Source organism: Candidatus Woesearchaeota archaeon, assembly GCA_016180285.1.
Taxonomy (GTDB): domain Archaea; phylum Nanobdellota; class Nanobdellia; order Woesearchaeales; family JACPBO01; genus JACPBO01.
Map to the genome: position 1 here is coordinate 1 of JACPBO010000046.1, position 12,663 is coordinate 12,663.

General features: G+C 36.3%; 21 protein-coding genes. 5 read left to right on the forward strand and 16 right to left on the reverse strand.

Going from position 1 to position 12,663, the window contains the following annotated elements; genetic code table 11:
- Window positions 1–69: 69 nt before the first annotated feature.
- The 6 genes from HYU07_07705 to HYU07_07730 all read right to left on the reverse strand — a co-directional run bounded on the left by HYU07_07705 (window position 70) and on the right by HYU07_07730 (window position 4,385).
- Entirely contained in the window at window positions 70–816 is a 747-nt protein-coding gene (locus HYU07_07705) for an MvaI/BcnI restriction endonuclease family protein (GenBank protein ID MBI2130082.1), read from the reverse strand.
- A 154-nt stretch (window positions 817–970) separates the two neighbouring features.
- Complete coding sequence (locus tag HYU07_07710) at window positions 971–1,216, reverse strand: hypothetical protein (protein ID MBI2130083.1); 246 nt, start codon at window positions 1,214–1,216, stop codon at window positions 971–973.
- Window positions 1,217–1,298: 82 nt separating this feature from the next.
- Entirely contained in the window at window positions 1,299–2,552 is a 1,254-nt protein-coding gene (locus HYU07_07715; protein ID MBI2130084.1) for a serine hydroxymethyltransferase, read from the reverse strand.
- The gene (locus HYU07_07720; GenBank protein MBI2130085.1) at window positions 2,549–3,067 is read right to left on the reverse strand and encodes a dihydrofolate reductase; all 519 of its coding nucleotides are present in this window, start codon (window positions 3,065–3,067) and stop codon (window positions 2,549–2,551) included. The genes HYU07_07715 and HYU07_07720 overlap by 4 nt, the downstream gene beginning before the upstream one ends.
- A gap of 3 nt (window positions 3,068–3,070) precedes the next feature.
- The gene (gene thyA, locus HYU07_07725; GenBank protein ID MBI2130086.1) at window positions 3,071–3,937 is read right to left on the reverse strand and encodes a thymidylate synthase; all 867 of its coding nucleotides are present in this window, start codon (window positions 3,935–3,937) and stop codon (window positions 3,071–3,073) included.
- Between the two features lie 91 nt (window positions 3,938–4,028).
- Window positions 4,029–4,385: a hypothetical protein gene (locus tag HYU07_07730; GenBank protein ID MBI2130087.1), complete on the reverse strand. Its 357-nt coding sequence runs from the start codon at window positions 4,383–4,385 to the stop codon at window positions 4,029–4,031.
- A gap of 82 nt (window positions 4,386–4,467) precedes the next feature.
- Between HYU07_07730 and HYU07_07735 the strand changes: the two genes are divergently transcribed.
- The 4 genes from HYU07_07735 to HYU07_07750 all read left to right on the forward strand — a co-directional run bounded on the left by HYU07_07735 (window position 4,468) and on the right by HYU07_07750 (window position 6,335).
- Window positions 4,468–5,034 (forward strand): AAA family ATPase, encoded by a 567-nt coding sequence (locus tag HYU07_07735; GenBank protein MBI2130088.1) that lies wholly within the window; start codon window positions 4,468–4,470, stop codon window positions 5,032–5,034.
- A gap of 202 nt (window positions 5,035–5,236) precedes the next feature.
- Entirely contained in the window at window positions 5,237–5,758 is a 522-nt protein-coding gene (locus HYU07_07740; GenBank protein MBI2130089.1) for a dCMP deaminase family protein, read from the forward strand.
- A 61-nt stretch (window positions 5,759–5,819) separates the two neighbouring features.
- Window positions 5,820–6,059 carry a DUF2683 family protein gene (locus HYU07_07745; GenBank protein ID MBI2130090.1) on the forward strand — a complete coding sequence of 80 codons (240 nt, stop codon included), beginning with the start codon at window positions 5,820–5,822 and terminating at the stop codon, window positions 6,057–6,059.
- A 12-nt stretch (window positions 6,060–6,071) separates the two neighbouring features.
- A complete protein-coding gene (locus HYU07_07750) occupies window positions 6,072–6,335 on the forward strand; it encodes a hypothetical protein (protein MBI2130091.1) in 264 nt (87 codons plus the stop codon).
- 81 nt (window positions 6,336–6,416) lie between these two features.
- Here the strand turns inward: HYU07_07750 and HYU07_07755 are convergent, their stop codons facing one another.
- From HYU07_07755 to HYU07_07785, 7 genes are all read right to left on the reverse strand, one after another.
- On the reverse strand, window positions 6,417–7,055 hold the full coding sequence (locus tag HYU07_07755; GenBank protein MBI2130092.1) for an HAD family phosphatase: 639 nt from the start codon (window positions 7,053–7,055) through the stop codon (window positions 6,417–6,419).
- Between the two features lie 20 nt (window positions 7,056–7,075).
- On the reverse strand, window positions 7,076–7,819 hold the full coding sequence (locus HYU07_07760) for a hypothetical protein (GenBank protein MBI2130093.1): 744 nt from the start codon (window positions 7,817–7,819) through the stop codon (window positions 7,076–7,078).
- A 41-nt stretch (window positions 7,820–7,860) separates the two neighbouring features.
- Window positions 7,861–8,109 (reverse strand): DUF167 domain-containing protein, encoded by a 249-nt coding sequence (locus HYU07_07765; protein ID MBI2130094.1) that lies wholly within the window; start codon window positions 8,107–8,109, stop codon window positions 7,861–7,863.
- Window positions 8,110–8,142: 33 nt separating this feature from the next.
- Window positions 8,143–8,604 (reverse strand): hypothetical protein, encoded by a 462-nt coding sequence (locus HYU07_07770; protein ID MBI2130095.1) that lies wholly within the window; start codon window positions 8,602–8,604, stop codon window positions 8,143–8,145.
- A gap of 105 nt (window positions 8,605–8,709) precedes the next feature.
- Window positions 8,710–9,021, reverse strand: coding sequence for a transcription factor S (locus HYU07_07775; GenBank protein MBI2130096.1), 312 nt, complete (start codon window positions 9,019–9,021; stop codon window positions 8,710–8,712).
- Window positions 9,022–9,026: 5 nt separating this feature from the next.
- Entirely contained in the window at window positions 9,027–9,662 is a 636-nt protein-coding gene (locus tag HYU07_07780; GenBank protein MBI2130097.1) for a signal peptidase I, read from the reverse strand.
- 2 nt (window positions 9,663–9,664) lie between these two features.
- Window positions 9,665–10,033 carry a hypothetical protein gene (locus HYU07_07785; protein ID MBI2130098.1) on the reverse strand — a complete coding sequence of 123 codons (369 nt, stop codon included), beginning with the start codon at window positions 10,031–10,033 and terminating at the stop codon, window positions 9,665–9,667.
- Window positions 10,034–10,087: 54 nt separating this feature from the next.
- On the opposite strand from HYU07_07785, the gene HYU07_07790 reads away from it, so the two are divergent.
- On the forward strand, window positions 10,088–10,519 hold the full coding sequence (locus HYU07_07790; protein ID MBI2130099.1) for a hypothetical protein: 432 nt from the start codon (window positions 10,088–10,090) through the stop codon (window positions 10,517–10,519).
- On the opposite strand, the gene HYU07_07795 is transcribed toward HYU07_07790, so the two are convergent.
- The 3 genes from HYU07_07795 to HYU07_07805 all read right to left on the reverse strand — a co-directional run.
- A complete protein-coding gene (locus tag HYU07_07795) occupies window positions 10,516–11,676 on the reverse strand; it encodes a DUF460 domain-containing protein (GenBank protein MBI2130100.1) in 1,161 nt (386 codons plus the stop codon). The genes HYU07_07790 and HYU07_07795 overlap by 4 nt on opposite strands.
- A gap of 1 nt (window position 11,677) precedes the next feature.
- Window positions 11,678–12,100 (reverse strand): DNA-binding protein, encoded by a 423-nt coding sequence (locus tag HYU07_07800; GenBank protein ID MBI2130101.1) that lies wholly within the window; start codon window positions 12,098–12,100, stop codon window positions 11,678–11,680.
- Window positions 12,097–12,663 (reverse strand): sugar nucleotide-binding protein (locus HYU07_07805; GenBank protein MBI2130102.1); only part of this gene is annotated, 567 nt, incomplete at its 5' end. The genes HYU07_07800 and HYU07_07805, both read right to left, overlap by 4 nt.

A 12,663-nucleotide genomic window follows, 5' to 3' on the forward strand; every position in this document is an offset into this window, starting at 1 on the left:
ACAAACATAGCCGGCAATCATGCTGCAACCATGAACGAAGAATGGATAGTTATTATTGAGAAACAATAATCAAATTTCTTCAACTTTGAACACTTTTGGAATACTATTTCTTACAATCCTGAAACCAGAACCGTGGTCGTGTGTTTTGCCTAAATTTTTTCCGCTCCTATAAACACCCAATCTTATATCGTATTTTATGCTGGCTTCTTTTACAGCTTTCAAAAAACCATCAAATGTCAATCCAGTAAGCAAAATTGCTTTATTGAACTTAAATGATTCTGCCCCTTTCTCTTTTTTTGATTCGGCATCAAGTAGAATAATGCTCTTGCATTTAGTTTCTATTATTTTCTTTAATAATTCAAATGGATAATAAGCCTCTATTTCCTCAATTTTATCTGCGTCGATCTGTTTTACTTTTATGTCAATCCGTTTATTTTGTTCGTCAATCTCCAATCCAAAACAAAATTTGCTTTTACAGGCATTATATTTGTCAGCAGAAAAAGTAGTGTGTAATATTTTCATATCTTTATATTCTTCATCAAAATAACCAAATCTTTCTCTTAACTTTGTATTTACACCGCGAGGATTAGGAGATTTAGTAAATAGAGTAATCATTGATTCGGATAACTCTCTAGTAGACTTTAATTCTATTTCTCCCTTATAATCTGCAGAAGCCTTATTATTCTCTATTACTCCAATAAAATCTTCAAAAGTCTTGCCTATTCCGGTGTCATGAAATCGATTTGAAGGAATCCATCCTTTTTCCTTTATTGCTAAAAAGTCTCTTTTGAAATTTTCTATAAGTTTACCATCCATAGTTCAAAAGTAAGATATAAATTTTATATACTGATACCACAACTTAGATATAATTTGAATACAAAGCCCCGGCTCCTTAATTATATTCTGTTCTATAAAGAGCTAGGGCTGTGAAATATACGCGCTTATCTGAATTTTAGATGGCGAAAAGGCGCTATATCATTGGAAGCGTTTCAGTTTGATGGAATACAGTTTCGCCTTTAGGTTCAAATTCACTATCCTTCATATTCCCATATCTGATTTCAAATCTGAACCTATGCAATCCAGGCATGTAAGTTCTGGTAGAAGGAGATACTTTTACCCTATATGTGTTAACTCCTTCAGGAATATTTTCATGTTTTAATCTGTCCATTCTTCTTAAATCAGTTTCTAATTCAGATTTAATTTCCGGATCAGCCATATCTATGCCCGAAGTATCAAGTATTCTCGTTAACATGTGTTTAGATGATCTTGATAATTTTATAAATCTATCTGCGACTTGCTCAGTAAACCGGAAACCTTCTGCAAAGATCAAGAACATTCTGCCTTACTTTCTGCTTTAATGCAGCATCAGTTGGATGCTCAATAATATCTGCGATCCATTCTCCGACCTGCTTCATTTCATCTTCTTTCATTCCCCTCTGCGCCAGTATAGGGGTTCCTAATCTTAGTCCGGATGGCTTGAATGGAGTTGAAGGGTCAAATGGAATTGTGTTTGCATTAAGGACTATTCCTGCTTCTTCAAGCGCAACAGCCATTTCCCTGCCCATGCCTTGTTTTCCAATTGATTTTGTCTTGATAAGGTCAATTAAAATCAGATGATTGTCTGTCCCGTTTGAAACCAGCTTTATGCCCTTAGCCATGAGTGTTTCTGCAAGAGCTTTTGCATTTTTTACAATCTGCAATGCATACTGCCTGAACTCAGGCTCCATTGCTTCCTTAAAGCACACAGCCTTTCCGGCTATAGTGTGCTCATGAGGGCCGCCCTGCAAGCCAGGGAATACTGCCTTGTCCAGCTGAGCTGCATATTTTTCTTTGCAAAGAATGATGGCGCTTCTTGGGCCTCTTAATGTTTTGTGCGTTGTTGTCATCACAAAATCTGTAAACGGCAGCGGAGAAGGATGAACATCTCCGACTATAAGCCCGGCAATATGGGATATGTCTGCCATTGAATATGCCCCTATTTCTTGGGCTATTTCATTAAATCTTCTGAAATCAACTGTTCTTGGGTATGCAGTATAGCCTGAAACAATCATCTTTGGCTTTTCTTTCAGCGCAATTTCCCTCACTTTGTCCATATCTAGCATTTCAGTTTCTTTGTCAACGCCGTAATGCGCAAAGCTGAAAAGCTTTCCTGAGAAATTTACAGGGCTTCCATGAGTTAAGTGGCCGCCATGGCTCAAGTCCATGCCCATTATTTTTTCGCCGGGATTTAACACAGAAAAATAAATTGCCATGTTTGCAGGGCTTCCTGAATTTGGCTGCACATTTGCGTGCTCTGCATTAAACAGTTTTTTGGCCCTTTCGATTGCAATAAGCTCTATTTCATCGCAATACCTGTTTCCCTGATAATATCTTTTTTTAGGATAGCCTTCAGCATACTTATTGTTAAGCACGCTTCCAACTGCCTCTAGAACAGCCCTGCTTGCATAACTTTCAGAAGGGATCATGTTTAATTCTGTTCTTTGCCTTTCTAATTCGTTTTGGATTGCATTATACACTTCGATGTCTGATGATTTCAGCTCTTCTGTTTTCATTTTCTCTTTCTCTTGTAAGTCAGGAAAGAAAACTTAACATTTTCCCCTGTTTTTTTATCTTTTCCTTCCTTATCTTCTTTCTTGATCAGCTCCCATTCATTGAAATTAATTTCAGGGAATAAAACATCGCCTTCATAATCTTTGTATATCCTCGTCAGCTCAAATGTATCTGCTATTTTTAATCCAAGCTTGTAGATGCTTGCCCCTCCTGTAATGAATGCCTTCTCCACGCCTTTTTTCCTGCAGTACTCTATTGCTTCATTGAAATCAAAGAATATTGTTGTTCCTTCCGGTTTGTAGCTTTTGTCAAAAGTAAGCACAATGTTCTCTCTTCCGGGAAGAGGCTTTGCATTTTCAGGCAATGACTCGTAAGTTTTATCGCCCATAATGCAGGGATGGCCCCATGTTGCTTCCTTGAAATGCTGGAAATCCTCCTGTATTCTCCAGGGAATATCACCTTTATTGCCGATCACATTGTTCTGAGCAACTGCAACAATCACGATTATTTCAGTCATTTCTTACACCGCTATCTCAAATTTTATTGTTGGATGAGACTCATAATTTTCAGCTTTTGTGTCTTCAAATTTCCAGTCAAATATGGACTTGAAATTCTCTGTTTTTATTGAAGGCAGCCTGAATGGCGCTCTTTTAAGCTGCTCTTTCAATCCTTCAATATGATTTAAATATATGTGCGTGTCTCCCAAGAAGCCAACAAGCTTTCCCTCTTTAAGGCCGGTTTCTTTAGCAAGCAGATGCAGCAATAACCCATAGCTCGCAATATTAAAAGGCAGGCCTAATGCGCTGTCAACAGACCTCTGGTTCCACATGAGATTTAATTTATCATTCAGCACTGTTGCCTGAAAGCCATAATGGCAGAAAGGAGGTATTACTTTGTTTACATCAACCGGATTCCATGCCAGCACTAACATCTGCCTGCTGTGCGGCTTATTTTTTAAATCATCAACTAGTCTTTTAAGCTGGTCAACTCCTTTCCCATTATAATCCTTGTCATAGCCTTCGTACTTTGCCCCGAAATGCCTCCACTGCCATCCATAAATCGGCCCTAAATCCCTTTCTTCCATCATTCGCTTTTTTGCTGCTTCATCATGGGAATAAGGAACTATCTCCGGAGAGCACCATTCATCCCAGATATGGTTGTTTCTCTCCTGAAGCCATTTTTTATCTGAAATGCCTTTAATAAAAAACTCTAGCTCAGACGCAACCAGCCTTAAAGGGATTTTTTTAGTGGTAAGCAAAGGAAAGCCTTCGGCCATGTCATGCTGGAACATAGCCCCTGCAATAGCGACGGTGCCTGTTCCAGTCCTGTCTTTCTTGACAACTCCTTCATCAAGAATTCTCTTAATGATCTCAAGATATGCTTTCATATAAAACCCCCAATATGGATTTTAGATATCTTGTTTATATGCTTTATGGTTTTAGATTCAGTATTTATTTTGCTGAAACGAGATGACGGTCTTAAAACGATTTGTATGCGGTCTTCTTTGCTTTAAAGAAATCTTTTGTAAAGTTAACTGCTTCTCTTTCATTGAATTTTTTACATGTGTAAATAACAGTTGAAAAAAATTTAGCATTCCCCCAAACATATAATGCAATTCCAGAATCTATTAATGGAACAAACGCATCAAATCCCTGATTTATTGCCTTTCCCTTTTTCCCTGTCGCATATATTATCGGTTTTCCATACATTTTAAGATTTAAATTTCTAGTGATTCCATTAAAAAATTCAACCATTACCTTTCTAGTCACATTAATTTCGAAGAACCCTTCGATTACCAATCTTTGTCTTGTTATTTTTGGTGCTAAATTTTTCATAATGAACAACATAACCATAAGACATATATAAATTTAACTAGATGCTCTTTTTTCACAAACTATATAAATAAACATATAAGACATTGTTCTGGGGTGCATCAAGATCATAATCGGACTTACAGGAACAAACGGAGCTGGAAAAACAACTGCTGCTGATTATCTGAAGCAGAAGGGATTTGCTTATTTTTCTTTATCCGATGCTATCAGGGAAGAGCTGAAAAAACAGAATATTCCCGAAACAAGGGAAAGCTTAATAAACATGGGCAATAAGCTGAGATCAGAGTTTGGGGCGAATATACTTGCAAAGAGGATCGCTGAAAAAATAGATTTATCAAAAAACACAATTATAGATTCAATAAGAAATGCTGAAGAAGTAAAAGAGCTGAAAAAATTAAAAAATTTCATTTTCATTGCTGTTGATGCTCCGATTGAATTGAGATATAAACGGCTAAAAGACAGGTTTGGAAGGCAGGAAGCTTACAAAACACTGGAGCAGTTCAGGGAACAGGAGCAGAAAGAGTTCAGCCAGGACAAAACAAAGCAGCAGCTCGGGATATGCATGAAAATGGCTGACAAAGTTATTTTAAATGACGGAACAATTGCTGAATTAAGAAAGAAAATAGATGAACTTGTTGTTAAAAAATGTTAAAATGCAAATAAAACCAAAAACAATAAATAATGAGAGCATATTACAAAGGTTGCCGAAACCTATTTTGAATTTGTGTAAAGAGAATAGTTTAGACGCACTTCAGTTTGAGTGGGAAAGCCATTTCGGAAACACGCCTTTTACTTTAGAGGAAGCCAAGAGTTTTCTTACAACCATATATGCTATCCAATTATCTAAAGAAATAATGCAAAAAGAAATTCAAGTTCAGGAACAACAGCAACGAGAAAGAAAAACAACAAGGCCGAGTGTTGATGAATATTTCTTAAAGATAGCTGCAGTTGTCGGCGAAAGAGCTACATGCCAGCGCCACAATGTAGGAGCTGTTTTAGTTAAAGACAAGCACATCATAAGCACAGGATATAATGGAGCTCCCAGAGGCTGCAAAGACTGCCTTGAGCTTGGCTGCTTAAGGGATGAGCTTAAAATTCCTTCCGGAACAAGGCATGAGATATGCAGGGCAGTCCATGCAGAGCAGAATGCAATAATACAGGCAGCATTGCACGGCAAGCATACAGAAGGATCAACAATGTACTGCACTCATTCGCCTTGCAACATATGCGCAAAGATGATCGTCAATTCCAAAGTAAAAAGATTTGTCACATTCAGCGATTACCCTGACAAGGATGCAATTGAATTATTCAAAGAAGCAGGGGTTGAGCTTGTGAAGCTGAATGTTCCGGATACGAAGATTTATTTGAAAGCTTAAGCGAGAAAAACAGAAATATTTATATATTAATTCTGTATTAATGCCATATTAAGGTGATATTATGGTGCAAGCAATAATAAACATAAATGATAATGCCAACAGGGTGCTGAATATCCTCAAGGCTAAATTTGGATTAAAGGATAAAAGTCAGGCAATTGAAATTATGGCTGAGCAGTATAAAGAAGAAATTCTGGAGCCCGAACTAAAGCCCGAGTACATTAAAAAGGCATTAAGAATACACAAACAGCCTTCTATCAAAGTTGGAACTGTAGAAAACCTTAGAAAAAGGTATGAAAAATAGCCGCGAGCAAACATGTACGTTCTTCATATCAAGCCCGAACTTGACAAAAAGCTTGCGAAAGTTTTTAAGAGAAATAGAAAGCAATATGAAATGATAATGAAAAAAGCCAAGGAAATTGTTTTAAACCCGCAACATTATAAGAATCTAAGGGCACCGCTTCAGAATCTGAAAGAGGTCCATATCGACAGCCATTTTGTTCTTACTTTTTATGTTGATGAAATAACAAAAACAGTAACGCTTGAGGACTTTGATCATCATGATAAAATATTCTCATGACATATTCAAAACATAAGTAAATCTTAGTGTCTGCTTGACATAAAGATTTATTTGAAAGCATAAGTTGATTTATACTAATTTTTATATGCTATTAAGCAAACGGATATTTATTTTATCTGCTGAATCAACAACTAGATCTGCTTTGGAAAAATCTTGCCTTTCAGTATATTTGTTCGGGATAGCAATGCATTTCATTCCTGCATTTTTTGCAGCTTCTACACCCACAGATGAATCTTCTATTACGACACAATCCTTCGGGTTTAAATCTAATTTTTTTGCAGTTATCTCATATGATTCTGGATTTGGCTTTCTCTTTTTATAATCTTCAAATGTGACTATAACATCAAAAATATTTTCTAAATCGGCTTTTTTTAAAACTTGCAAAGTACTTTTCAAATTAGAAGAAGTAGTTAGTGCAATAGGTATTTTTAGTTCATGCAATTTTTTGATCAAAGAAATTGTTTTTACAAAAAAAGGAGTTGATTCTAAGAGCTCATAATATGTTTTTCTTTGAATTTTTCTAAATTCTTCATAAGAAAAATCATACTTTTCCAAGAAGAATTTTTTATAATCATTAGGATGTCTGCCCGCAATCCGATCTTTTTCCTCTTCTTTTATTGATATTCCCAATTCATTGAATGCTTCAACCGCAGACTTTATATTTGCTGATTCAGAATCAAGTATTACCCCGTCCCTGTCAAATATGACTGCTTTTGTCATAAACAGCAATAAAATCTTAGTTATTTAAAAGGTTTTTGATATAATAAATCCTCTACAGTCCCATATCTGCAGCTAGGCAGGAAAAAGCGTTTTCGCCATTTTCTACAAGTAACCATTTGATATTCTTCGCACAGAATTCCAGTTCCATCTGATGTGGCATGCTGTACTTCTTCTAACGGCATGTTCAAATCTCTGGCTATAGATGCGTCTGAAAAGACAGGATACCAATTATTCCCGTGTTTGCTTCTTAAATCCAAAGATTTTTTTAAAACATGTTCGAGAATTGGCAATGTAGATGGTTCAATTTCACCTGCAAATGACAGGTTTTCATTGTCAACAGCCATTTCAACTTTTTCTTGAATGCACTCAGGGATATACAGCCCCTTCTGCCTTGAGATTATTTTTGATTTTGATTTGTAAACTCTCCCAGACTCTGTATACCTCGCATCAAACCCTTCTTTCTCTATGCTATCACTAATAGCACGAAGTTGCTCAAAATCCGGAAATGTTCCGATATAAATGGTTGAACAATGCCCATCAAATCTCTGAAAGAAAACGCCAACTACGCCATAAAGCTCTTCCTGCAGCAATCTCCTCAATTGATGTATTGAAAGTCCAAGGTTTTTCTGTATTGTTTTAAAATCTGTTCCAACTTCATTTAAATACTCCTCGGATTTCTGCCTTTCGATTGTTTTCTTTGAAGGCTGCTCTAATTGGGCTAAAACATCTATTGCTCTCTCAGACAAGCGATAAGTATATTGCATGGGGAGAGAATCATGCACCCTTATATAAAATTAACGAAGCGTCATCTTATCTTAATGGTCTTCTCCTTGTCTTTCAATCCATAGATTATTTTTACATCTTTTTTCAATAATCTTTTAAAAAACCTTATGATTTCAATATTCGCCTTGTTCTCTTCAGGATGAGCTTTCACATTCAGCCTTAATGCGCCTTTTTCCTGATCATAGCAGATGATCTCTGTTTTAGAAGAATTGGGCTTTGCAATGATCTTTATTTTTTCCTTGTCTTTTAAGAAATCTGAAAAATTATTCATTTTTTATCCCTCTAAATAAACTTTATGGAATATTTACAAATATCTTATGCTATCAATAATCGATATCAGATCTTTTCTAACTTTTTCTTCGTCTTCCTTGTTACCTCTTTTTTCAGCCAATCTAAGTTCATCTAACGCTATACCATATTTTTTAATGTGAGTGTCAATCTCTTCATTAGGAAGACCGGTCAATTCCTGCAATTCTTTATATATTGGCTTAAGATTGTCCAAACTAACCCCAAATTTCAAAAAATCATTATAAAAACCCAGCCTAGCAGAAATTTTTTCTATTTTGGAATAGTCTTTATCCCACTCAAGAACCATAGCATAAACAAAAGCATGACGTACTTCATTATTGCGGTACCTGATCTGGTTTGTATTAGAAGGTTTTTGCTGTCTGCTTTTATGGCGCATGTAATCGACAATAGGGAGAGATATCGTAGCTACGAATGATGAAACAACCAGTGTCCAAAGTACTTTTTCTAATTTGTCCATTTCAATATATCAGTAAATTCTATTATTTATAAATATTTCTAATCGGCTATTTTGAACACCTAATCGATCGATATGATGCGTGGTGGAAGGCGCTTAAACTAAATTTTACTTATATTCTCTCCATACGTGCCTGCATTTCTCGCACTTGTAAAATCTTGTTTCAGCTTCATCTCCAGCTCTTGTCTGCATTGTCCAGAAATATGCCTTGCTGTGGCCGCATTTGTCGCATTCTGCATCTGTCAATGGCAAAACTTCCTTGTCAGCATCCACAACGCCAAACATTATATCTTTCTTGGCTTCTTTTTTTGGCTCATCTTTCAGCTTCAAGCTTTCCTTTCCTTTATCCTTATGGCCGCACGAGCATTGCCAAATTCCTTTTTTAGGCACCATTATAGAGCCGCATTTCGGGCAGAACATTTTATTCACCTCACGCAAAAATTAAATTTTCCAAACACGCATAAAAACTTCACAAAGCCGATTTTCACATAACCCAGATAAGGAACCCTGAAAAGGGTTTTTCCAACAAGCTGCGCTTCAGTTATCTGCAGCTCATCCTGCACATGTCCTGCATTGTTGTCGCCTTTTGTCCTGAAATAATAAATATTGCCGTCTGCCCATTTCTTGACAACCCTGTGGATTATCGGATCAGACCTATATGGGCTTCTGAAAACAATTATATCCCCTAGTTTTACGCTTTTTGGATCGGCTTTCATCAAAAACATTATGTCTCCTATGTTAAAGCCTTTTGCAAGCGGATATTTCTGGAAATCCTCTTTTGTAATGTTGTAATTATGGTAAAACTGGCCCTGGCTGCACGCCCCTGACTCGCACAACGCATTGGAAGCCCACCATTCTTCGAATTGCTGATGATGCTCCATGCTTGATGAAACAACTGCAACTATTGGGTGGGATGTTCCGAGGACCAGGCCCAATCCGGGATAGACTATGAATTTTATAAGAACGAATGCAAGTATTATATTGACGATCCAGCTCAGCAGGCTGTCTTCATGCCATATGAAGTGCCATGTTTTTTTTAAAAAGTTAATTATTTTTTTCATTTTTATTGCTCTCTGTTTTCTATCCTCAACAAGAGGCAGTAATGGCTCCAAGATAATTTCCGCGACAGTGTCTCGGAATTCCTGAAGAGATGGTAAAACTTTCTCATCTTCTCTAAGTTGTCTCTAGAAAATCCCTTTCCAAATTTTTTAACTAAGTCTCTTGAAAGATTATCTAAAAGTGCAGTGCCATACTCTGCTTTTTCTTTGCCCATTTGCTCGTATTCGACAATTCTTTTTCCAATCTCCCGGTATGCCTTTACAAGTATAGAATTGACCGCCTGGTATGCCTGCCTTCTGCCCTGCTCTAAGAGCTTTCCGATATTGTCAATTAGTGAGGCGTATTTTGCACCTTGTTTTTGGACATTGCTCATTCATCATGAAAATAATGAAAAATATTATAAATATATCGGTTTTTATATGAAATTATGAATAAAAATTATTACGAAGGAACGCTTCAGCTGAGAAACCCGACTGAAGAAATCATAAACTTTGTCAAAGCGCAGATTGACAGGGAAAAAAGCGAAAGCGTATTTGTAGCGAAAGCAGTTGATGTTGATAAAGGGGTTGACCTTTATCTGAGCAACAACGGATTCCTGATACAATTGGGCAAAAGATTAAAGAAGCATTTTAGGGGTGAGCTTTTGATCACCACAAGGCTTTTCACAATGGACAGGCAGACAAGCAAGGAAGTGCACCGCGTTAGTGTGAAATTCACTCCTTCAGCGATCAAGAAAGGCGATATCATAACCTACAAGGGAGAGAAAGTGGAGATCCTGGGCACAGGTAAGAAGATAAGCGCAAAGAACATTAAAACCGGGAAGAAGATGATGCTGGATTTTGATAAGCTGCAAATTTAATCCCTTTTTTCTTTCCTATATTCCTGCACAACCTTATTCAATATATCTGCCTTCTCTTTCTGCCTTTTAAAATCCTTTTTGCTGGCAATTGCAAAATAGCTGTTTTCCTCGATCTGAACATCTTTTGAATTAATAAAGATAAACTGATCCTTTAATTTCTTTGACGGCTCTTTTTTGAATATCACAAACCTTACTTTGTATTTTAAAGAATCAATTATTTTTTCGCTGTAAGTATTTGGATCATCAACAAGCAAAACATCTTCATTTCCAATGTTCAATATTTTATTTTTCGATTCAAATTCCTGATTTGTGAAATTATTTAGTTTTTTAGCAAGAAAATGCTCATCGCCAATCTTTGAAATAAAGCCATGAATATTCTTAAGCTCGCCTTTTAATTTATTTAATTCCTCCTCTTGCTGTTTATTCATTTTTGACAATGAAAAAATCTTGTTTTCCTTGAACCCGAGCATTTCCTTGTATTTTCCTTCAGGCTTTGCTTCGGGCTTTGAGCTGATCCTTTCAAACAGCTTTTTATTCTTCGCCTGCAAAATCTCTATTCTCTGGTTTAATTTCTTATTGAAATCCCTTACCAATTCAAGCTCTTTTCTCAGCTTTTCATAGTCTTCTGGCTGCCGTTTTATTATGATTTCTCTTCTTTCATATATGGGAACAACATTTTTCTTCTTTATCTCATCCAGAGCAGTTTTCATTGAAATCTTTTCTCTGATAACTTTTTCTTTCAGCTCATTTTCAATGTTTTCAATTTTATTCTCCTTTACAAAAATATCAAGCTTTGTAAACAATGCAGCCAGCCTTTTGAAAACAAACAATGCAGAAGAAACAGCATCAAGCTCATGAGGATTGCTGTAAATAAAATCTTTGGATAATTCTTTCTTTTCTTCAACAAGCAGGTCTTTATCAGGCCATATTAATTCAGCTCCTGTTTTGGCTGCAAACTCAACAACAAAATTCGAAGGCGGATTCTTGTCAGAGCCGACTAATAAAGGCTTTCCAAGCTTCATCACTTCTGAGATTATTCTGCTGATATTGTGCTCTTTTGAATAATCTTTTTTAATAAGATTCTTGTTTATGTCAAACACAGCATAAGCAGATGTTGTTCCGGGATCAATGCCTATAACAAGCAATTTCTTATCCATTTTATATGTCAAGAAGATTCAGGCCAATCTCTTCGCTGTATTTCCTGCTTATTTCAGAATCCAGCTTTACAAGGAATACTTCGCATGTTGCTGCAACTGTTGCTTCTTTCAGATGCCCGGCATAAGGCTTCATATCCTTGTCAGAAACTGTGATGTGCGTATGAAGTATTGGCTTGCTGTCCATGACCATAACATTGCCAGTCATATTCGCGATCTCCAGCGGCTCTTCTATAATTTTGGAAGAATACTCCTTTGTATCAACAACATAATGCATAAGCTCAACTCTGCTTATTGCCCCCAATCCAAAGAAAAGAGCGTTTTTTATCTTATTTTTGCTGCAAAAATCCAGAATGCCCTCAATTATCTTTTCTCCTTTCTCCAGCCTTATAACATGAAAGATGCTATTTGCCTGTTTGTGCTTCATTTTTCTCTCCCCTTTATTTCGTTTACACTTTTGGATATTATCTCTGAATAAGTATAACATGGAAGCCCAAATTGTTTTAATTTATCTTGCGTAACAGTTATGACGGGAGTTTTATCATTCTCATTTTTTGGCTTTACTGAAATATTGAAACATGATAAAATATTCCTTGCAATGTCAAATCTGGATTTTAATTCAGAAACAGCTATTGGAATGATCTCGTTTGTTATGCTTTTTTCAAGCGATATTTGTATAACCTCTGAAATATGGCCTAGCCATGTAGGCTGAAATTTCCATGAATTATCATATATTGCAGGTGTTTTCTCATCAATATTTTGAAGTATTCTGTTAAATGGCCGGTCATTAGTTGTATTGGGGCTAAGCCCGATGATCAAGGAAGGCCTTAATATTATAAACCCATATTTCGTATTTTTTACATATTCTTCCCCGGCCAGTTTTGTTCTGCCATATACATTTTGAGGAACAATCACAATGACAGATGAAATGTAAATAACTTTTGCTTTTATTGCGTTTGCAGCATCAACAATGTTTTTAGTGCCATCTTC

Bases quoted from the DNA above. Each gene is read 5' to 3' on its own strand.
- HYU07_07760 (MBI2130093.1), bottom strand. From the start codon at position 7,819: ATGCAATATACTTATCGCTTGTCTGAGAGAGCAATAGATGTTTTAGCC.
- HYU07_07780 (MBI2130097.1), bottom strand. From the start codon at position 9,662: ATGAAAAAAATAATTAACTTTTTAAAAAAAACATGGCACTTCATATGG.
- HYU07_07750 (MBI2130091.1), top strand. From the start codon at position 6,072: ATGTACGTTCTTCATATCAAGCCCGAACTTGACAAAAAGCTTGCGAAA.
- HYU07_07710 (MBI2130083.1), bottom strand. From the start codon at position 1,216: ATGGCTGATCCGGAAATTAAATCTGAATTAGAAACTGATTTAAGAAGA.
- HYU07_07730 (MBI2130087.1), bottom strand. From the start codon at position 4,385: ATGAAAAATTTAGCACCAAAAATAACAAGACAAAGATTGGTAATCGAA.
- HYU07_07745 (MBI2130090.1), top strand. From the start codon at position 5,820: ATGGTGCAAGCAATAATAAACATAAATGATAATGCCAACAGGGTGCTG.
- HYU07_07795 (MBI2130100.1), bottom strand. From the start codon at position 11,676: ATGGATAAGAAATTGCTTGTTATAGGCATTGATCCCGGAACAACATCT.
- HYU07_07800 (MBI2130101.1), bottom strand. From the start codon at position 12,100: ATGAAGCACAAACAGGCAAATAGCATCTTTCATGTTATAAGGCTGGAG.
- thyA (MBI2130086.1), bottom strand. From the start codon at position 3,937: ATGAAAGCATATCTTGAGATCATTAAGAGAATTCTTGATGAAGGAGTT.
- HYU07_07705 (MBI2130082.1), bottom strand. From the start codon at position 816: ATGGATGGTAAACTTATAGAAAATTTCAAAAGAGACTTTTTAGCAATA.
- HYU07_07715 (MBI2130084.1), bottom strand. From the start codon at position 2,552: ATGAAAACAGAAGAGCTGAAATCATCAGACATCGAAGTGTATAATGCA.
- HYU07_07765 (MBI2130094.1), bottom strand. From the start codon at position 8,109: ATGAATAATTTTTCAGATTTCTTAAAAGACAAGGAAAAAATAAAGATC.
- HYU07_07790 (MBI2130099.1), top strand. From the start codon at position 10,088: ATGAATAAAAATTATTACGAAGGAACGCTTCAGCTGAGAAACCCGACT.
- HYU07_07755 (MBI2130092.1), bottom strand. From the start codon at position 7,055: ATGACAAAAGCAGTCATATTTGACAGGGACGGGGTAATACTTGATTCT.
- HYU07_07775 (MBI2130096.1), bottom strand. From the start codon at position 9,021: ATGTTCTGCCCGAAATGCGGCTCTATAATGGTGCCTAAAAAAGGAATT.
- HYU07_07770 (MBI2130095.1), bottom strand. From the start codon at position 8,604: ATGGACAAATTAGAAAAAGTACTTTGGACACTGGTTGTTTCATCATTC.
- HYU07_07785 (MBI2130098.1), bottom strand. From the start codon at position 10,033: ATGAGCAATGTCCAAAAACAAGGTGCAAAATACGCCTCACTAATTGAC.
- HYU07_07720 (MBI2130085.1), bottom strand. From the start codon at position 3,067: ATGACTGAAATAATCGTGATTGTTGCAGTTGCTCAGAACAATGTGATC.
- HYU07_07740 (MBI2130089.1), top strand. From the start codon at position 5,237: ATGCAAAAAGAAATTCAAGTTCAGGAACAACAGCAACGAGAAAGAAAA.